The 18,974-nt window shown below is 61.9% G+C and carries 21 protein-coding genes and 1 other RNA gene; 14 read left to right on the top strand and 8 right to left on the bottom strand.

Features of this window, described 5'->3' with window-relative positions:
- Positions 1-35 precede the first annotated feature (35 nt).
- Entirely contained in the window at positions 36-1,769 is a 1,734-nt protein-coding gene (locus BSU04_RS27465) for an autotransporter assembly complex protein TamA (protein WP_373452878.1), read from the bottom strand.
- 627 nt (positions 1,770-2,396) lie between these two features.
- Between BSU04_RS27465 and BSU04_RS27460 the strand changes: the two genes are divergently transcribed.
- The 4 genes from BSU04_RS27460 (at position 2,397) to panD (ending at position 4,854) form a co-directional block, all read left to right on the top strand.
- Positions 2,397-2,585 carry a DUF3460 family protein gene (locus tag BSU04_RS27460; RefSeq protein WP_179258461.1) on the top strand — a complete coding sequence of 63 codons (189 nt, stop codon included), beginning with the start codon at positions 2,397-2,399 and terminating at the stop codon, positions 2,583-2,585.
- A gap of 146 nt (positions 2,586-2,731) precedes the next feature.
- Positions 2,732-3,517 carry a segregation and condensation protein A gene (locus tag BSU04_RS27455; RefSeq protein ID WP_089163543.1) on the top strand — a complete coding sequence of 262 codons (786 nt, stop codon included), beginning with the start codon at positions 2,732-2,734 and terminating at the stop codon, positions 3,515-3,517.
- 105 nt (positions 3,518-3,622) lie between these two features.
- The gene (gene panC / locus BSU04_RS27450; protein WP_089163512.1) at positions 3,623-4,456 is read left to right on the top strand and encodes a pantoate--beta-alanine ligase; all 834 of its coding nucleotides are present in this window, start codon (positions 3,623-3,625) and stop codon (positions 4,454-4,456) included.
- An 11-nt stretch (positions 4,457-4,467) separates the two neighbouring features.
- Positions 4,468-4,854 (top strand): aspartate 1-decarboxylase, encoded by a 387-nt coding sequence (panD, locus tag BSU04_RS27445; RefSeq protein WP_047896052.1) that lies wholly within the window; start codon positions 4,468-4,470, stop codon positions 4,852-4,854.
- 60 nt (positions 4,855-4,914) lie between these two features.
- Here the strand turns inward: panD and BSU04_RS27440 are convergent, their stop codons facing one another.
- The gene (locus BSU04_RS27440; RefSeq protein ID WP_089163511.1) at positions 4,915-5,541 is read right to left on the bottom strand and encodes a ParA family protein; all 627 of its coding nucleotides are present in this window, start codon (positions 5,539-5,541) and stop codon (positions 4,915-4,917) included.
- A gap of 161 nt (positions 5,542-5,702) precedes the next feature.
- Here BSU04_RS27440 and BSU04_RS27435 point away from each other — a divergent pair, with 161 nt between their 5' ends.
- Complete coding sequence (locus BSU04_RS27435; RefSeq protein ID WP_089163542.1) at positions 5,703-6,122, top strand: PaaI family thioesterase; 420 nt, start codon at positions 5,703-5,705, stop codon at positions 6,120-6,122.
- 108 nt (positions 6,123-6,230) lie between these two features.
- Here the strand turns inward: BSU04_RS27435 and BSU04_RS27430 are convergent, their stop codons facing one another.
- Positions 6,231-7,733: a cobyric acid synthase gene (locus BSU04_RS27430; RefSeq protein WP_256983325.1), complete on the bottom strand. Its 1,503-nt coding sequence runs from the start codon at positions 7,731-7,733 to the stop codon at positions 6,231-6,233.
- A gap of 48 nt (positions 7,734-7,781) precedes the next feature.
- Here BSU04_RS27430 and cobU point away from each other — a divergent pair, with 48 nt between their 5' ends.
- The 4 genes from cobU (at position 7,782) to BSU04_RS27410 (ending at position 11,303) form a co-directional block, all read left to right on the top strand.
- The gene (gene cobU, locus BSU04_RS27425) at positions 7,782-8,330 is read left to right on the top strand and encodes a bifunctional adenosylcobinamide kinase/adenosylcobinamide-phosphate guanylyltransferase (protein WP_089163509.1); all 549 of its coding nucleotides are present in this window, start codon (positions 7,782-7,784) and stop codon (positions 8,328-8,330) included.
- Between the two features lies 1 nt (position 8,331).
- Entirely contained in the window at positions 8,332-9,273 is a 942-nt protein-coding gene (cbiB, locus tag BSU04_RS27420; protein WP_089163508.1) for an adenosylcobinamide-phosphate synthase CbiB, read from the top strand.
- Complete coding sequence (gene cobD, locus BSU04_RS27415; RefSeq protein ID WP_089163507.1) at positions 9,266-10,273, top strand: threonine-phosphate decarboxylase CobD; 1,008 nt, start codon at positions 9,266-9,268, stop codon at positions 10,271-10,273. Before cbiB ends, cobD begins: the two co-directional genes overlap by 8 nt.
- An 88-nt stretch (positions 10,274-10,361) precedes the next feature.
- Positions 10,362-11,303: a cobalamin-binding protein gene (locus BSU04_RS27410; protein WP_256983321.1), complete on the top strand. Its 942-nt coding sequence runs from the start codon at positions 10,362-10,364 to the stop codon at positions 11,301-11,303.
- A 4-nt stretch (positions 11,304-11,307) separates the two neighbouring features.
- Here the strand turns inward: BSU04_RS27410 and cobC are convergent, their stop codons facing one another.
- Genes cobC through BSU04_RS27385 form a run of 5 tightly spaced genes read right to left on the bottom strand, consistent with a single transcriptional unit; the run spans position 11,308 to position 15,478 of the window.
- The gene (gene cobC, locus BSU04_RS27405; RefSeq protein ID WP_089163506.1) at positions 11,308-11,880 is read right to left on the bottom strand and encodes an alpha-ribazole phosphatase family protein; all 573 of its coding nucleotides are present in this window, start codon (positions 11,878-11,880) and stop codon (positions 11,308-11,310) included.
- Positions 11,865-12,626: an adenosylcobinamide-GDP ribazoletransferase gene (locus tag BSU04_RS27400; RefSeq protein WP_089163505.1), complete on the bottom strand. Its 762-nt coding sequence runs from the start codon at positions 12,624-12,626 to the stop codon at positions 11,865-11,867. Before BSU04_RS27400 ends, cobC begins: the two co-directional genes overlap by 16 nt.
- A gap of 7 nt (positions 12,627-12,633) precedes the next feature.
- Positions 12,634-13,683, bottom strand: coding sequence for a nicotinate-nucleotide--dimethylbenzimidazole phosphoribosyltransferase (gene cobT, locus BSU04_RS27395; RefSeq protein WP_089163540.1), 1,050 nt, complete (start codon positions 13,681-13,683; stop codon positions 12,634-12,636).
- 8 nt (positions 13,684-13,691) lie between these two features.
- Entirely contained in the window at positions 13,692-14,489 is a 798-nt protein-coding gene (locus tag BSU04_RS27390) for an ABC transporter ATP-binding protein (RefSeq protein WP_089163504.1), read from the bottom strand.
- Positions 14,486-15,478, bottom strand: coding sequence for a FecCD family ABC transporter permease (locus tag BSU04_RS27385; protein WP_089163503.1), 993 nt, complete (start codon positions 15,476-15,478; stop codon positions 14,486-14,488). The genes BSU04_RS27390 and BSU04_RS27385 overlap by 4 nt, the downstream gene beginning before the upstream one ends.
- 936 nt (positions 15,479-16,414) lie before the next feature.
- Here BSU04_RS27385 and BSU04_RS27380 point away from each other — a divergent pair.
- From BSU04_RS27380 to BSU04_RS27360, 5 genes are all read left to right on the top strand, one after another.
- Positions 16,415-16,798, top strand: coding sequence for an ATPase (locus BSU04_RS27380; RefSeq protein WP_089163502.1), 384 nt, complete (start codon positions 16,415-16,417; stop codon positions 16,796-16,798).
- Complete coding sequence (locus BSU04_RS27375) at positions 16,795-17,109, top strand: cell division protein ZapA (RefSeq protein WP_089163501.1); 315 nt, start codon at positions 16,795-16,797, stop codon at positions 17,107-17,109. Before BSU04_RS27380 ends, BSU04_RS27375 begins: the two co-directional genes overlap by 4 nt.
- A gap of 232 nt (positions 17,110-17,341) precedes the next feature.
- Positions 17,342-17,523: non-coding RNA, 6S RNA (ssrS, locus tag BSU04_RS27370), on the top strand.
- Positions 17,524-17,687: 164 nt separating this feature from the next.
- Positions 17,688-18,146 carry an EVE domain-containing protein gene (locus BSU04_RS27365; protein WP_089163500.1) on the top strand — a complete coding sequence of 153 codons (459 nt, stop codon included), beginning with the start codon at positions 17,688-17,690 and terminating at the stop codon, positions 18,144-18,146.
- An 84-nt stretch (positions 18,147-18,230) separates the two neighbouring features.
- Positions 18,231-18,956: an SIMPL domain-containing protein gene (locus BSU04_RS27360; protein ID WP_089163499.1), complete on the top strand. Its 726-nt coding sequence runs from the start codon at positions 18,231-18,233 to the stop codon at positions 18,954-18,956.
- The last annotated feature ends 18 nt before the right edge of the window (positions 18,957-18,974 follow it).

The raw sequence follows: 18,974 nt of genomic DNA, 5'->3' as shown, positions 1-18,974 counted from the left end.
TTGAAGGAACAATCGAAATACTCTAGGCATATTCATCAAAAGGCGATCCCGAGCGTCAGGTACGGGCGGATGTCCCGGTTCTTGAAGCCATACGCAATATCCACGTTCACCGGTCCGACCGGACTGCGCCAACGCACGCCCACGCCCGTTCCCGGCTCGAATACGCGCTCTTTCCAGGTATCAGTGGCGGTGCCAATGTCGAAGAACACCGCGCCGCCCCAATCGTGCGAAAACCAGTGCTGGTACTCCGAGCTGCCGGTCATCAGGTACTTGGTCGGCAATACGGAACCATCGACGTCGTTACCAATAGCCTGATAACCGTAACCGCGCACCGAATTCGCACCGCCCGCCCGGAACAGCAGCGACGCGGGAATGCCGTTCGAACTGCCCGCCGTGAAGACCCCGCCGAACTCCGCGCGGAACACGAACAAGTCGCTCTTGCCCAGCGGCAGGTATTGCAGCAGGTTCGTGTACACGCGGCCAAAGGTCTGATCGGTAAGGATGCCCTTCACCGCGACGTCCGCTTCCGCCCGAATCAGGTTGCCCGAACGAGGAAACAGCGGGTCGTCCACATTACGGCGCACCCATTGCCACGACGGCACGAGCGCTCGGCTGGAGGTCGGCGGGCCGAGATTCTGTGTCAACCGGTCGGCATAGAGCAGCAGCGAAAACGTGGTGTCGATGTTCTGCAGCGAACGCGTGCGCTGCACGCCCACGCGCGCGCTGTAGATGCGCGTGTCGGATACGTTCGTGTTCGTGTACGAAGCCAGCACGCTGTTCACCCACGTGCGGCCGTCCGGTGGCATCGCGAGCTGCACCTGGCCGTATTGCTGGGTCTGGTCCAGGCGACCGGATATGGTGAACGGATAAGCCTTGCCGAAGGTATCGAGGTAACTGTAAGCGCCCTGGATGTGAGGACCGGTATCTGTTGCGTAACCCACGCCGTAACGCACGCTGTTGTACGGATACTCACTGACCTTCAGGTGCATCGGCGTTTCATTCGGCTTGTTGACGTCGTTGTCCGCGTCGATAGCAACCGACGCGTAATACGGCGTGTTCTGCAACTGGCGCTGCAACTCGTTCACGCGCGCGACATCGTAGGTGTCGCCGGGGTTGATCCGGTTCACATTGTGAATGATCTTTTCCGGATAACGCCGCACGCCGCTGATGTCGAGCTCGCCGAACGTGAAGGTCGGGCCGCTATCGAAAGTCACCGACAAATCGGCGATATGCGTGCGCGGATTCACGCGCGCCTTCGACTGCGAGATTTTCGCGCCGAGATACCGGCGAGCCTGCAAGGCTTTAAGCGCGGCGTTCTTCGCGTCATCCCAGGCACTTTGCGAGAACGGATCGCCTTCCTTGACTGAAAACGCGAGACGCGCGGTGTTTTCCTGCGCGGGGTCTTCGGTCGTGATTGCACCCTTGAACGTCAGCGAAACCGAGGCGACCTTGGTCTGCGGACCGGGATCAACGCTGATGGTGACCGATTTTTTATCGCCGTCATGTTTCACGTCGGTGCGCACGATTGGCGTGAAATAACCGTCAGTCGCAACGAGATCGCGGACTTCCTGCGGCGTGGCCGTGACCAGAAAGTCGAACTGTTCGTCGCTGATGTCGTCGCGCTTCTTGAAACGCGACAGATCGAGATGGTCTTTCAGCAGCGACCGGACGCTGCGCGGCGCGTCGATATCCACGTCGTATTTCGCATGCGCCGGCTGGGCCACGACAAACAACGCCAGCGCGTGGAGCGACCAGACGACGCGGCGCACGGATGTCCACCACCACGCGCGGGAAGGCGCCTTCGACGACGCGATAACCGGCGGCGTCAGCCGCCGGTTATCGGCTTGCCCGCGCTTGAAGCGCAGCGGATCAAACAGGCGCCCCGCCAAACGTGACCTCCGGGGTTGAATTAATGGGATTGCGTGCGTGACACGGGACGGCAGGCGCTCGGTGCCGGCGCATTGCCTGCGATTGCTTGTTAGACGCCGAGCGCCGGTCCAGCAGGCGCTATTTCACCACACTGGCGCGGCCGGCTGTCCCAAAAACCACCGGGTTGGCCGATCGGACAACGTTCAATCCAACCGTCGCCCGCTTCTCTTCACCCGCTCCTAAAAATGCTGGAGGTGCGCCTTGGACGGCTCTCTACCGTGCTTGTTCCACGCTTGCATCAATAATTGACATCGTTTTACGATCGCGTTTCGTGAACGCTTGCGACCGTCCCGGTAGTCCGAATGGCTGATGTCTCCGGTTATCCGCGACCTTCCAGCGGGTTAACCGCTCCGCTGCCTGACGCTTGCGGTAAAATTGCGATGAATCACGGCGGCAAGTCATGGCAGCAACGCGCTTGAGCCTCCGCCGCGCCCGTTTTCGAATCGCTCTGAGCCAACGGAAGTCGAATCATGTACCTGTCGGACATCACCCAGTTCATCAACCAGATGAAAGAGCAGAAACCGTCGCTCGAAGCCGAGCAGCGCCAAGGCCGTGCGCTGCTGTGGGACAAGCAGCCTATCGACATGGACGAGCGCTCGGAAATCAAGACATCGCGGGTCGAACAAACGCCCTACGTCTATTACCAGAATTTCTGAACGTGAGTGCCGCCCGCGAGGCGCCGCAAGCTCCGGAGCGCTTGGAACACCGTTCGGGACACCCTTCGGGACACCCAGGACACCCGGGCAAGGATGATCGCGCCGCGGCGCTTGCCGCGCCCGCGACCGACTCCACGCCGAACACTATTGACGGCGTGGCGTTTGCGCATCTGTACGGCGAGCCGCTCTGGAAGCTGCCAACGGACCTGTATATTCCGCCGGACGCCCTCGAGATTTTTCTCGAAGCGTTCGAAGGTCCGCTCGACTTGCTGCTGTACCTGATCCGCAAGCAGAATTTCAACGTCCTCGACATCCCGATGGCCGACGTCACGCGCCAGTACCTGGGCTACGTCGATCAGATTCGCGAATCCAACCTGGAACTCGCGGCGGAATATCTGCTGATGGCAGCCATGCTGATCGAGATCAAGTCGCGCATGCTGCTGCCGGTGAAAAAGGCGGATACCGGCGAGGAAGCGGAAGATCCGCGCGCCGAACTCGTGCGGCGCTTGCTGGAATATGAGCAGATGAAGCTCGCGGCGCAGCGCCTGGACCACCTGCCGCAACTGGGTCGCGACTTCCTCCGGGCAGAGGTGTACGTCGAGCAGAGTTCCGCGCAACGCTTTCCCGACGTCGATGCAAACGACCTGCGCGCCGCTTGGGCCGACGTCATCAAGCGTGCCCGGCTGGTCGAACATCACAAGATCTCGCGCGAGGAATTATCAGTGCGGGAACATATGAGTACCATCCTGCGGCGCCTGCAGAATGCCCGTTTCATGGAATTCGGCGATCTCTTCGAGCCCTCACGCGGCGTGCCCGTCGTGGTGGTGAATTTCATCGCGATGCTGGAACTGTCACGTGAAGCGCTGATTGAAATTACTCAGGCCGAGCCGTATGCCCCTATCTACGTGAGACTCGCGTATTCGCCGGCTTGAGCCTTTTGTGGCCCGTTGGTGGCGCATAAGCAGCGCAGCGCCCTTCCCCTTTCTTTCCCCTTGGAGCAGTGTTTTCAAAGCTGCCCGCCAGGAGACACCCGCTAGATGAAAGTCATCAGCTCGATCCATGAACTGCGCGACCAGTTGCGCGGCCAGAACCGAACCGCCTTTGTGCCGACCATGGGTAACCTGCACGAAGGCCACCTGTCGCTCATGCGGCTGGCGCGCCAACATGGGGACCCGGTGGTTGCCAGCATTTTCGTGAACCGGCTGCAGTTCGGACCGAACGAAGATTTCGATAAATACCCGCGCACGCTGCAAGACGATATCGAAAAGCTGCAGTCCGAGAACGTGTACGTGCTGTTCGCGCCGACCGAAGCCGATCTTTACCCGGAGCCGCAGCAATACCGGGTTCATCCGCCAACTAACCTGGGCGACATCCTGGAAGGCGAATTCCGGCCGGGTTTTTTCCAGGGCGTGTGTACGGTCGTGATGAAGCTGATGTCGTGCGTGCAGCCGCGCGTGGCCGTCTTCGGCAAGAAGGATTATCAACAGTTGATGATCGTGCGGCAGATGTGCCACCAGTTTGCGCTGCCCACGGAAATAATCGCTGCTGAAACCGTGCGCGATGCCGACGGCCTGGCGCTCAGCTCGCGCAATCGCTTCCTGCAGGCGGCCGAGCGCGCCGAGGCGCCGATCCTGGCAAAAACGCTGAATCGCGTACGAGATGCGGTGCTGGCGGGCAATCGCGACTTTGGATCGATAGAAAAAGAAGCCGTGGAATCGCTTGCGCAGCGCGGCTGGCAGCCCGATTACATCGCGGTGAGAAGGCGCGTGGACCTGCTGCCACCCGGCCCGGCCGATACGGCGACCCCGCTCGTCGTGCTGGCCGCCGCCAAGCTGGGCAACACGCGCTTGATTGATAACCTGGAAATTTGAACGAGAAACGCATGCAGCGAACGCTTTTGAAATCGAAGATTCACCGCGCCACGGTGACGCATTGCGAATTGCATTACGAAGGCTCGTGCGCCATCGACGAGGACTTACTGGAAGCCGCGAATCTGGTTGAAAACGAGCAGATCGACATTTGGAACGTGAACAACGGCGAGCGCTTGACGACCTATGCCATCAAGGGCGAGCGCGGCAGCGGCATGATTTCGCTGAACGGATCAGCGGCGCGCCGGGCGCAACTGGGCGATCTGGTGATCATCGCGGCGTTCGCGCTGGTCGATGAAGCGGAACTGAAGGCGGGCTGGAAGCCGGATCTCGTGTTCGTCGATGAAAAGAACCGCATCAAGGGAAACCGCGACCACGTGCCGACGCAAAACTGGACCTGAGTCTGGTCTGGTCTCGTGCCAAGACGTAAAAACCGGAGGATCGCGCGCGTCTACTTGCGTCTACTTCTTCGACACCCACTCAATAATCGGCTGCCACTGCTCGATATCCTTCTCCACCCGGCTTTTGGCAACGTCCCAAATGGTGAGCCCGTGCGCCGCGACCTGCACGTAGTTCTGCGTATCGCGGATAAAACCCAGCACCGGCAAATCAAGCCCTTCCACGAACCGATGCAGCTGATCCGCTGATTTCGTCCGGGCATCCACCCGCATACCCACCACGCCGACCTCGATGGTGCCCTTGCGTATTGCCTTCTCTTTCTGCAGCCGAACGAGGAATTCCTGCGTGGCGAGAATATCGAACATGGACGGCTGCAACGGCACGATCACCTTGTCTGCCAGCTCCAGCGCCAGCGCGAGACGGGTGCCGTGAATCCCGGCAGGCGTATCGATAACCGCCTTCTCCAGGCCTTTCGGCGGCTTCGACGGCGCGTCGACATCGGTATTCCACTCTTCTATCTTCGGCAGCGTGTCCGGGCGCAAGCCCAGCCAGCCGTGAGCAGACTGCTGCTTGTCCAGGTCCGCGAGCGCGACCCATTCGCCGTTCGCCGCAAAATAACCGGCCAGATTCGTGGACAGCGTGCTCTTGCCCACGCCGCCCTTCGGATTCGCCACCACGATCACCGTCATAGGTTCAATCCACGCGTTGTCGGCCGCGCTTCGACGCCCGACAACCCGGCGTGCTGTAAGCGCTGCATTAAGTGAAAAGTTCGAGCCGTTGATACTATCGGATTTGCCTATTTCAATCCATGCGCGTCGACAACGCCGCCCAACTTCAAGGACTCCGCAACATGGCCACACTCCGCCCCGAAATCACCCTCGACCACCTGCGCGAACGCCAGCGCGGCCGTCTGCCGGAGCTGCTTGGCGTGGAACTCGTATCGCTTGAAAGCGGCACGCTGACCGGCCAACTGACCGTTCGGCCAGAGGTGCTCGCACCGAACGGCTTCCTGCACGCGGCGACGGTGGTCGGTCTCGCCGATACCTGCTGCGGCTACGCTTGCATCGCCCATCTGCCCGAAGGCGCGAAGAATTTTACGACCGTCGAACTGAAGAGCAACCACGTGGGCACGGCGCGCGAGGGGGTCATCACGGCCAGGGCGACCGCCGTTCATCTTGGCCGCAGCACACATGTATGGGACGCGATCGTGACGAACAGCGAGGGTAAAACAATCGCCTTGTTTCGATGCACCCAGATGATCTTGTATTGAAGCTGTGCCGGCCAATCAGGCGCTTTAGCGTCGGACAAGCGTGCGCCCGGCGCTCCTAGGAGTACGTGTCGTGTCCCTATTGTTGATGTCACCTGGACCCGGCCGTCTTCAGGCGAACATCGCGCCGAGGGCATCCAGATCCAGCGCTTGACCCAGCGTATCGGCGAGACGGTCCAGCGAGGCCTCCCGCAGCGCCGGGTAATCGAGCGCTGCGGCACCGCGAAGTCCCGCCCATTCGAGCAGCGCCGCACAGGCTTGCGGCGTGTCGAAAATGCCGTGCAGATAGGTCGCGGCGATCTGGTTATCGGCGGAAATCGCGCCGTCAGGACGCTCGCCGTCAAGCATCACGGCCGGGCGGCCCAGCGCCGCGCCCGTCGTGCGGCCCATGTGGATCTCGTAGCCCCGCACGGGCGCTGGGTTCGGGCCAGCGCTTAAGGTCAACCGCCCAGTCACGTTGTCGAGCAGCTTGTCCGCCGTCAGCGTGGTGTCGAGATCCAGCAGGCCCAGGCCGTTCACACAGCCCGCTGGCCCTTCGAACCCCTGCGGGTCATCCACCGTGCGGCCCAGCATCTGCATGCCGCCGCAAATGCCCAGCACCTTGCCGCCATACCGGAGATGCCGCTCGATCGCGCGATCCCAGCCGTTTTCACGCAGCCACGCCAGGTCTCGCTGCACGCTTTTCGACCCCGGCAGCACGATCAGGTCGGCCGGTGGCGGCGCGGTCCCCGCACGCACGTAGGAGAAATCGACCTGCGGGTGCGCACGCAGCGCATCGAAATCCGTGTGATTGCTGATGCGCGGCAACGCCGGCACGATCACCTTCAGCAGCTCGCCGCCGGCCTCGCCACGCGTGTGCAACTGGCTCGGCAGCATGTCCTCGGCATCCAGCGTCAGGCCGTGCAGATAAGGCACCACGCCAAGCACCGGCTTGCCGGTCTGCGCTTCGAGCCAGTCGAGACCGGGCTGCAACAGGCTGATATCGCCACGAAAACGGTTGATGACGAAACCGCGAATCCGCGCCCTTTCGGTCTCCGATAAACACGCGAGCGTCCCCAGCAAATGCGCAAACACCCCGCCGCGGTCGATATCCGCCACCAGCACCACCGGACAATCCACCCGCTCGGCGAACCCCATGTTGGCGATATCACGGTCCCGCAGGTTCACCTCGGCCGGGCTTCCCGCCCCTTCCACGATAATCGCGTCAAAACGCTGCTGAAGGCGGGCGTACGAGGCGAGAACGGCTTCGAAGGCGACGGTTTTGTACGCGTGATACGCGCGGGCATCGAGATTGGCATGCGCGTGACCATGGATGATCACCTGCGCGCCGCGATCGCTCGTCGGCTTGAGCAGCACGGGATTGAAGTCGATTTCCGCGTCCACGCCCGCCGCAATTGCCTGCAGCGCCTGAGCGCGGCCGATCTCCCCGCCGTCCACGGTCACCGCGCTGTTCAGCGCCATGTTCTGCGGCTTGAACGGCGCGACCCGCACGCCACCGCGCCGCGCGAGCCGGCACAAGCCTGCGACCAGCGTGCTCTTGCCGGCATCGGAGGTCGTGCCCTGGATCATCAGCGTGCCGCGCGGTGCAAATTGCATGAGGGTTTGCGTTGCCATCGTTCTCTGGGAAGCCGCTATGGTAGCGCCCGCCGGTACAATATTGCGATGACTTCACCCGACCTCACCTTCATTCTCGGCGGCGCGCGCTCGGGCAAGAGCGCGTATGCCGAACGGCTGGCTGCCGACAGCGGCTTGCCCGTCACTTACGTGGCGACGGCGCGTATTGGCGATGCCGAATTTGCCGCGCGCGTGGAGCAGCATCGTGAACGCCGGCCGGCGCACTGGGCGCTGGTCGAAGCGCCGCTGGACCTTGGCGGCGTGCTGCGTGAACTGGATCGCGAGGGTCATGTGGTGCTGATCGACTGCCTGACCTTATGGCTCGCCAACCTGCTGTTCCCCGCCGATGGCTACGGGTCTAACGGCCCACCCGACGGCCCGCCGCTGCAAGCCTTCGGCGACTTCGACGCCGCGCTTTCAACCGTGCGCGGCAAGGTGATCGTGGTGAGCAACGAGATCGGCCTGGGCGTGGTGCCAATGGGATCGGTGACGCGCCTTTACGTCGATGAACTCGGCCGGCTCAACCAGCGCGTCGCCGCCGCGAGCACGCATGTGACCATGATGGTCGCCGGCCTGCCGCTCGCACTCAAAGGCTGACATGCTGCTGCTCTCCTTCTACGTCACGGCGATGCTCGCCATTGCCGGCGTCGTGATCGACCGGATCTTCGGCGAACCGGCCACGCGGCATCCGCTGGTCGCGTTCGGGCGCCTCGCCACACGTATCGAAGCAAAAATGAATACGGGTTTCCGGGCGCGGCCGGCGGGCATTCTCGCGTGGCTGCTGGCCGTTGTGCCGCCGGTGGCAGTGAGCTGGATTCTCGTGAGCGTGCTGCCGTTCGCCGCCGCGTGCGCCGTGCATGTCGCGTTGCTGTGGTTCTCGCTCGGCGCCAAAAGCCTGCGCGATCACATCGCGCCGATCGCCCGCGCGCTCGGGCTCGGCGATCTGCCCGCGGCACGAAAACTGACGGCGCGGATCGTATCGCGCGACACCACCCACGCCGATGAAGCCGCGCTGTCCCGCGCGGCAGTGGAATCCGCGCTGGAGAACGGCAACGACGCTATTTTCGGTGCTTTGTTCTGGTTCGTCATCGCGGGCGGCCCGGGTGCGCTGATGTTCCGCCTTGCCAACACGCTCGATGCGATGTGGGGTTACCGGACGCCGCGTTACCTTCGTTTCGGCTGGGCCGCCGCCCGTTTAGACGATGTCCTGAACTTCGTGCCCGCCCGGCTCACGGCCGCAAGCTACGCCCTGATGGGCGACACCCGGACGGCGTGGCGCTGCTGGCGCACGCAGGCACCGCTGTGGGACAGTCCGAATGCGGGGCCGGTGATGGCGTCGGGCGCCGGAAGCCTGAACGTCTTGCTCGGCGGCCCGGCGATCTATAACGGCGCGCTGGAAACGCGGCCCGTGCTCGGATTTGGAATGACCGCCTCGCCTCGGCACGTGGTGGCAGCGCTCCGGCTGGTCGAACGCACGACGATGCTCTGGCTCGCGGTGCTGCTTGTTCTGGCGTTCACGGGCGTGGGGTTCCATGGCTGATCCCATCCGGCATGGCGGGAATCTGCGGGAAGCCGCGCGTCAATACGGAATTGCGCTGGGCGAATGGCTGGATTTATCGACGGGGATCAGTCCGCGAGCGTATCCGGTCCCGCCCGTGCCAGTGGACGCCTGGCGCCGCTTGCCCGAAGACGCCGATGGCCTGGCTGAGCTTGCAGCGCGTCACTATGACGCGCCGGGGGCGCTGCCTGTCGCGGGCAGCCAAGCGGCGATTCGCGCGTTACCGGGCTTGTTGAAGCGCGGCGTTGCGGCTATTGCGCCGTTGACCTACGGTGAGTACGGACCGGCGTTTGAACGGGCGGGGCATCGGATAGTCGGCCTCGATGTTGCATCGGCCGATTTGAAGGATGACATCGATCATGTGATCGTTGCGAATCCTAATAATCCGACGACCGAACGTATCACGCGTGATGTCCTGCTGCGGTGGCATGAGCAATTGGCCGCTCGCGGCGGCACGTTGATCGTCGATGAAGCCTTCGCCGATGCCTACGGTGATTCGGCCATCTCGTTGGCATCGGAAAGTGGACGGAAAGGGTTGGTCGTGCTGCGCTCGGTCGGCAAGTTTTATGGGCTGGCTGGGATTCGCGCGGGGTTTGTGCTCGCGTCGGAGCCCCTGCTCGATGAGCTTTCGCAAACGCTCGGAGCATGGACCGTAAGCGGTCCAGCGCGACACGCGGTGCAGGCCGCGTTCAATGATCTTTCGTGGCAAGCCGACACTCGCGCCACGCTGGCTCGTGACAGCGCAAGGCTGGCAGCGTTGATCCGCAGTCAAGGTTTCGATCCCCATGCAACGCCGCTTTTTGTATGGTTCGAGACGGACAAAGCGGTGGCGCTGCAGCATGCCTTGGCCACGCGCGGAATCTGGACACGGCTCTTCGAACACGGCGAGTTGCCAAGTTTGCGGATTGGTTTAACGGGATCGGAAGAGGAATGGGCGCGCTTTGACGAAGCGTTTAACGCCGCCGTGAATGCGGTCCGCTGAACGATTACTCGCTTCTCTCAAGGCGGTTTATCCACCGCGTTTCCAAACAACTTCGATCACAAAACGCGCTTCCTATACAGCGCTCGCCATGCATGACGCACCCGAACCAACACACCTCATGATTTTGCGCCGCTTCCTCACGCTGACGTTTATCGCTGCTGCGATTTTTGCATCGGTCAAAGCCCGGGCCGATGCCCTCACCGTCACCGACGACACCGGCGCCACCGTCACCCTCGCCGCCCCCGCACAGCGCATCGTCAGCCTTGCGCCGCACGTCACCGAACTGCTGTTCGCGGCGGGCGGCGGTGCGCGCGTTGTCGGTGCGGTCAGCTATAGCGACTACCCGCCGCAAGCCAAAGCCATCCCGCGTGTTGGCGATAACAAATCGCTGGACCTTGAACGCATCGTCGCGATGAAACCCGACCTGATCGTCGTCTGGCGGCATGGCAACGCGATGCGTCAGATCGACAGGCTGCGCGAACTGCATGTGCCGCTGTTTTTCAGCGAGCCGCACAGGTTGGACGATATCCCTGTCACCATCGATAAACTCGGCGTTCTGCTCGGGACATCAGCTCAGGCGAATAAGGCGTCGGACGCATTCCGTCATGACATCGCCGGCTTGCGGACGCGTTATTCGAGCCAGCCGCCGGTGAGCGTGTTTTATCAAGTCTGGGACGACCCGCTGATGACGCTCAACGGGACGCACATCATCAGCGAAGTGATCGATCTATGCGGCGGCCACAACGTCTTCACCGACCTGAAACCGCTGGTGCCCACCATCTCGACTGAAGCGGTACTCGCCGCCGATCCCGAAGCGATCGTGACGGCCACGCCCGGCGCGACGAGTTCGGAGCATGCGTTGCCCTCGCTGGATGCGTGGCGCAAATGGCCAACGATCAAAGCCGTCGCGCGCGGCAATCTGTTCGGTATCGACGGTGATCTGATCAACCGGCCAACACCGCGTCTTGCACTCGGGGCGGCTACGTTGTGTGAAAACCTTGAAGTAGCGAGAACACGACGTCCGAAGTAAAGCTTCAGGCGTTCCAGCGCACCAGAAGCCACTCATCGCGCACACGTTTCAACCAGACGATCGCGCCGAAATCCAGCGGCCATTGAATCGCGTTCGCGCGCGAAACGCCAAGTAAATGAGCCGTCAATACACGTATGACGCCGGCGTGCGTCACGGCATGAATCGGGCCGGTGGCAGTGGCGATACGCATGGAATCGGTCCAACCCACCACTCGCTCGGCGAACTGCGCGACACTCTCGCCGCCGTGCTCGCGTGCGTGTTCAAGATTCTTTGCCCAGGCATCGAGCATCACGCGATCAAGGCCATCCCATCGCTGCCCTTCCCACGCGCCGAAATCGAGTTCCTGCAATCGTGGATCGGCCTGAACGGTGCCCAGTGCTTCGGCTAGCAAACGGCATCGGCTTAACGGACTCGTGTGCCAGACACCGTCAAACGCCGGCACCTTCAGCAGCCGCAAACGCTCCTCCAGCACACGCGCCGAATCGGCCGCATCGCCTAGAAGCGGGACATCAGTGCGGCCATAGCAAATCCCGGTGTCGATACCAACAGCCGGATGGCGAATCAGGACGAGATCCATCCGAGTCCAATCAGGTAGATAGCAAGTTCAAAAATTTGCTGCGCGAAGCCAAGGCAATCGCCGGTATAACCGCCGATACGCTTGACGAAGTAGCGCCCCATCGCAAAACGCAATACGCCGAGGGCCACGACCATCACGCATCCCAGCCGCCAGTCGGGCCAGAAAAGCCAGGGCAATCCGAACAGCGCGGCTAAACCGAACGCACCCGCGCTCATCTTCTGCGCGACCGGTTTTGCCTTGCCAACAGCCCGTACATAGTCGAGCGTGCAGAGGTAGCTGATAGCGAACGTGCGGCTTGCCGCATGCGCCGCGACGATCATCCATGCGGTGCGCAACGGCAGCATCGTGGCAAGAGTCTGCCACTTCAGCGCAAGCACGACGATCAGCGCAATAGCCCCGAATGCGCCGATCCGCGAGTCGTGCATGATGCGCAACACGTCCTCGCGGTTGTATGCGCCGCCGAAGGCATCGGCGCAATCGGCGAGGCCATCTTCGTGGAACGCACCGGTGACAAGCAAGGTTGCCGCCATCGACAACAACACGGCCACCCCCGACGGAAACACCTGCAGCGCGGCGAGATAGACAACCGCGCCGAGCCCGCCGACCAGCGCGCCGATCAACGGAAAATAGCGCGCTGCCGCATTCAGATAATGCGCTTCGAAACCGACCCAACGCGGCACCGGCACGCGGGTGAAGTACCCGAGCGCGGTGAAGAAGTAACGCAGTTCCTGCGAGGGCCGGTTCATGACAGGATCACACCGCCTTGTCGGACACACCGGCGGATTCGAAGCTCGCCATTTCATTGATGAACGCCACGGCCGCGCGCAACAACGGCAAAGCGAGCGCGGCACCAGTGCCTTCGCCGAGACGCAATCCAAGTTGCAGCAACGGCGCCGCGTTGAGATGCTCCAGCATGCGCCGATGCCCCGTTTCATCCGATGCATGAGCGAACACGCAGTAGTCAAGGACCGCCGGGTTAAGCGCGTGAGCCACAAGCAATGCCGACGTAACGATAAAACCGTCGACGAGAATCGTCATCCGGGCTTCCGCCGCCGCAAGGAAAGCGCCTACGATCATCGCGATCTCAAAGCCGCCGAAAGTGGCCAGCGTCTCGATTGGATCGGTGGATGCCGCGTGTTTCGCCAACGCCGCGGCAAGCACACCGCGCTTGTGGTTCAAGCCGGCGTCGTCGAGACCCGTGCCACGTCCGACGCACGCATCAATTTCAACGCAGCAAATCCGGCTCATCAGGCACGCCGCCGCCGATGTGTTCGCGATCCCCATCTCGCCGAAGCCGATCACGTTGGTCCCGAGCGCCGCGTGAAAACGCACGCGTGCAGCCCCACGCTCGATCGCTTGCAATACTTCGTCGCGCGTCATCGCCGGTTCGTGCGCAAAGTTGCGCGTACCGCCGCGCCGGATCGCTGCATCGACGAACCCAGCCGCTCCCGGCGACGCACTCGCCACACCCGCGTCCACCACTTCGAGCGTCATGCCCGCCGCCTTCGACAACGCATTGATCGCTGCCCCGCCCGCGATGAAATTCGCGACCATCTGCACGGTGACTTCCTGCGGGAACGGACTCACGCCTTCGGCCGCGATGCCGTGATCGCCGGCAAAAACAAGGATCGCCGGCCGCTCGATACGTGGCCGCAAAGTCCGTTGAATCAGCCCGATTTGAAGCCCCAGCGATTCGAGCCGCCCGAGACTGCCGGGCGGTTTTGTCTTCGTATCGATCACCTGTTGCAGCTCGGCCGCCATCGATCGATCGAGCGGTTCAGGACGGGGAAGTATGTCGTTCATAGTGTTGTTCACGGTGAGGTTGAACGCATCACGGGCACGAGCGCCTCGTGACCATCCTGCTGGATCAAGGTAAGCGGATATCCGAACGCGGCGCCGGCACGCTCGGGCGTGAGGACATCGCGGACGGGGCCTGCATGCGTGTGGCCCGCGCCATCGAGCAGTAAAGCGTGTGTGGCGAAACGCCGGGCAAGGTTCAGATCGTGACACGAGAAAATCACGCTGCGTTGTTTCGATCCAACCCATCCGCGCAACGCTTCAAGGCAATCGATCTGATGATGCACGTCGAGATGCGCGAGCGGTTCATCAAGCAGCAATAGCGGTGCGTTCTGGCACAAGGTCGCGGCCAGCGCCACGCGTTGACGTTCGCCACCTGATAACGACAGGACATCGCGTGAAGCGAATTCAGCGAGACCGAGCATATCCAGCGCCGCGTGTGCAGCCGCGCGGTCCGCGTTGCTTTCCCAGCCCCAGCCGGTGAGATGCGGAAAGCGATTGAGCATGACGGTGTCCAGTACGGTGGCGCTGAATGCATCGTGCGTAGCTTGCGGCATCAACGCGCGGCGGCGGGCAAGTTCGCTGGCGCCCCAGGCGCTCAACGCTCTTCCATCGAGTGAAATCGCATTCGATGCCGTCTTCGATACCCCCGCCATCGCCGCAATCAGCGTCGTCTTGCCTGCACCGTTCGGCCCGGCGACGCACCACATTTCGCCGGGCGCGAAGCTCTGCGTGAGATCCGCGACCAACACGCGCGTTGCTGCACGAGTTCCCGCGCGCAACGTGAGTTGAGTGATCTGAAGTCCGATCATGGTGCGCGCCTGAGGAGCATCCACAAGAACACCGGCACGCCGATCAGCGCGGTGATCACGCCCACCGGCAACTGCGCCGGCGCGATCACCGTACGCGCGATCAGGTCCGCTCCCATCACAGCCAGCCCGCCAGCCAGCGCCGATGCAGGCAGCAGCATGCGCTGATCGTTGCCGAACGCGAGCCGCAATACATGCGGCACCACGAGCCCGATAAAACCAATGGTCCCGGCCGTCGTCACGGCAGCGGCGGCCGCCAGCGACGCGACGAGATACACGCGCACTCTCAACTGCACGACGCGCACGCCGAGCGCCTCGGCCGCTACGTCGCCACGCAGCAGTATGTTGAGCTGGGGCGCGGCCGGTACGATAGCGATCAACGCGATCACCAGCGCGATCAAGGCGGTCCATGGCATCGAGACGCCGTTCAGGTCGCCGGTCAGCCAGAACACCATGCCGCGCAGGCGACTCTCAGGCGCGACAGCGAGCATGAGCGTGATCAACGCGCCCCACCCCGCCGCGATCACCGCGCCGGTGAGCAGCAATCTCGGCGATGTGTCCTGCGGTTCCCCACGCCACAACTCGCGCCGGGCCAAGCCGAGCACAAGGAGTATCGATAAGAATGCGCCCGCGAACGCGGCAACGTCGACGCTCCACCACGACAGGGAGAACAACATCGCGGCGAGCGCGAACGCGGCCGCGCCGCCGGATACGCCAAGCACATACGGTTCGGCCAGCGGATTGCGCAGCAAAACCTGCAGCAGCGCGCCGGCCATGCCAAGCAAGGCACCCGCCGCAAAGCCGCCGAGCGCGCGCGGCAAGCGCAGGCTGAGCACGATTTCATCGATCACATCAGTTGACCGGGACGCGAGCGCTTGCATCACCCGCAGCGGCGAGACGGCGATACTCCCGAGCGCCAGCGACGCCACGAACACCGCGAGCGCGGCCAGGCCAAGCACGGTCCAGACCATGAAAGCGCGCTGGGCGTTCATGCGCTTAACGTTCACTGCTGCGCTCAGTTGAGCGCGTCAGAGGCACCGCGACGCGGCGTGTTGTACAGGTGCACAAGCTGCTAGTCCTTTGAAGAGGGGGCGAGGTTACCGATAAGCGTGCCGCTCCGGGGAATGGCAGCGCATGGGGCGATCGACGAATCGCCGCTGAACGGATAGTACAGATCGTCGAAGGTTGAAGCACGGCGGATGATCGCCGCCGTTCCTGGTGAAGACCTGCACAAGAGCGCCAACGGCATTCAATTCATACAGCACGGACACATTGCCGTTAACCGCTTCTATATGATCGAGCGACCGGTGCGAGCATTGCGCTGCACCACATCCCGCCGATTTCACCCTTGCCTCGACGATCCGCACAAGCACCGGGCTGGCGACGCATCGGCCCGCCTTCCCGCGCGAGGACGCGCAACGGCCAACACTTGCTGCAGGACGCGTTTTTCGAGTGGTGAAATCTGCCGGACACTGCGCTGGCAATGCACCCCAGGCCCGACTTGCAACTTGCGATGTAGTCGCTTACCGTTGCGGGGCAGCGCTGGTTGGCCCATCCAGGCTGACTTCGCTTGCGGCTTGCCATCAGACTCCGCGCTGGCAGGCACGCGTGAGCGCCGAGGTGGCGGCAGTTTAAGAGCGGCGCAATGACCCGTCAAGAAAGCAGGACAATGCAGGCGTACAGATTGCCTTTGCTGTGGTTCTGTCATTCGTTTTACCCCTGTTTTAAAGGCTCCCGCGCGATATTCGGACAAACGCTCGCACGCCTGAATGAATGGGTGAATGAATCCCTATAAAACGTTTCCCCCTACAAATGAAGGGCCGCGCCCATGCTTTGAAGACCGACTGCTGTTACGTCTGGAAACGAACCAAATTTCTGAAGCGCCGGAGAAGCGCGCTAAAATGCGAGGTCTTAAGAGGACGCAGCACATGCTCAACGAACTCGAATCACTGTCACAGAATATCGGCCGGCTGATCAAGATCAGCGAACGCCATCATCAAGCTCACAATGCGTTGGCCCAGCAACTCGAACAGTTGCGCGCCGACTATGCCAACACGCAAGGCGAACTTGCGGCCATGCGCGAAGAACGCGACGCACTGGTGGCGGAGCGCGACTCGCTGTCGGCCAAGATCGACGACGCGCAGATTCGCCTCAACGCGATTCTCGAAAAATTGCCGCGTGCGAAAGCTGCACCGGAGCCGGATAACCAGCTTGCCCTCTTGCCACCTGATGGCGGCATCGAACCGGATACCGCCGACTCGGCGCACGGTGCGTTGCATGAAGAATCACACCATCACGGAGAAAAGGCATGACGACGAAACAGATCGAGGTATCCATTCTCGGTGCGCCGTACCGGCTCGCGTGCTCGCCTGAAACCGAAGGCGCTCTGCGCGAAGCGGTAGCGCGCGTAGATGCGGAAATGTCGAAAGTGCGAAGCGCAAGCAGCGTGCGCGGCACGGATCGGATCGCGGTGATGGCGGCATTGTCGCTCGCGTCGGAATTGCTGAAGCTGCAAAACAGCGTGCGTCACGGCGAAGCGTTTCCGGCCGAAGAAATTCGTCGCACCATGCATCAAATGAACGAGCAACTGGGTGTCGTCATTTCACAATATGAAGCACTGTAGTTGCCACAGTAGTTGCCAAAGTAGTTGCCGCGCTGGTAAGTCTGTGCCGTGGCTGGAATTTGCTTTAAATGCTTGACGCGCAAGCTAATGTCGAGATGTTATTTTGTTGCCGGAGTGTTGACACGATTCTGCGTTTTCATGTCATGTTTTGCAGCATTTAACAAAATCATCGGTCGCCATAAAGTTTTCCTGGATCATTGCTGCATCGTCTCGTCGATTGGTGTAAAGTGATTGCTCCCTGCCTGGTTTGCCAAGGTCATATATTCCTTGAACCAATGCCATTGTGCACGGTTGTGGGACCTTGTAGCACTGGCGAGCGCGTCACTCTGTCTGATGAGCCCAAGGTGCTGCTTACTGCGACCAATCTTGAACCCAGGTTCAGGATGCCGGCCTAGCGGCTTGGGCGGGGACCCTTTCCAACAGCATGCGTATTGTTGTTTTACGCATGTTGGCAAGCGGTTGAGCTGACTGAATGGACTAACGGCGCTGGAGCTTCTCCGGCGCCGTTTTCTTTTGCATTGTGAATCCTGCATCGTGCATGCTTCTTTGCACGGCACCTTTCTCCATGGAAGACATTCATGCACTACTGGCTGATGAAGTCGGAACCGAACGAAGCAAGCATCGACCATCTCGCTCACGCTCCTAAAAAAACCTTGCCCTGGACCGGCGTGCGTAATTACCAGGCACGCAACTTCATGCGCGACGGCATGCAGGTTGGCGACGGCGTGCTGTTCTATCACTCGAGTTGTCCGCAGCCAGGCATCGCAGGTATTGCGAAGGTGTCGTCGGCCGCTTATCCCGATCCCACTCAATTCGATTCCACGAGCCACTACTACGATCCCAAGTCATCGCCGGAAAAGCCGCGCTGGTTGCTTGTCGATGTCCAACTCGTGAAGAAGACCCCGCTCATTCCCCTCGCCACGCTTCGCGATCATGCCGAGCTTGCCGACATGCAAGTGCTTGCAAGAGGCAATCGGCTTTCAATCACGCCGGTCACGCAAGCGCAATGGCGCTTTATCACCGAACACCTCTTGTAACCTCGTTGAAGGGAACTTCGCGTGCCCGAGAAGCGCCTAAGCTTCGCGTCACATGACGCGCACTCATGCTTACGGAGTTAGACGATGACAAAGAAAAACACCACTTCCGCACTGGTAGCCGTTGTGCTGCTTGCAGGCGCTGCCATGGCACAAGGCGCTTTTGCGCAAAGCGTCGTTCAGGCCCAGCCGTCCGGCGTGTTGTCGCTCGCGGCACAGGCCAGCGCGGACGTGCCGCAGGACGTGGTCGACATCACGCTGTTCTATGAGCAGGAAGCGCAAGACCCAGCCTCGTTGACGTCGGTGCTCAATCAACGCGCGGATGCCGCGCTGCGCCAGGCGAAGGGTGTCGATAACGTCACCGCGCACAGTGGTTCGTTCACCGTCTATCCGTCCACGGATCGTGATGGCCGCATCTCCGCATGGCGCGGCCGCACGGAAGTCGTGCTGGAGTCCAAGGACTTCGCCGCTGCGTCCAAGCTGGCAGGCAAGATGAGCGATTCAATGCAAGTGGGCAGCGTGACGTTCTCGCTCTCGCCGGAAGCGCAGCGCGCGGCCGAACAGAAACTGTCGACGCAGGCTATTGCTTCGTTCAAGCAGCAGGCACAGAGTTCGGCCCAGGCATTCGGCTATAGCGGTTATGCGATCCGCGAGGTGAACATCGGCCATAACGGGTCGTCGCCGCGCCCGGTCATGATGATGGCCGCGCGCAACATGAGCGCGGATGCAAAGATGTCGGCACCCATGGCGCTGGAAGGGGGCACCTCGACGGTGACCGTGAATGTGTCGGGTTCGGTACAGATGAACCGCTAGGCCTTCATTCGGTTCAAG

The sequence above is a fragment of the Caballeronia sordidicola genome (assembly GCF_002220365.1).
Taxonomy (GTDB): domain Bacteria; phylum Pseudomonadota; class Gammaproteobacteria; order Burkholderiales; family Burkholderiaceae; genus Caballeronia; species Caballeronia sordidicola_C.
The sequence above is the reverse complement of the archived record's forward strand: the minus strand, read 5'-3'. Positions and strand labels throughout refer to the sequence as shown.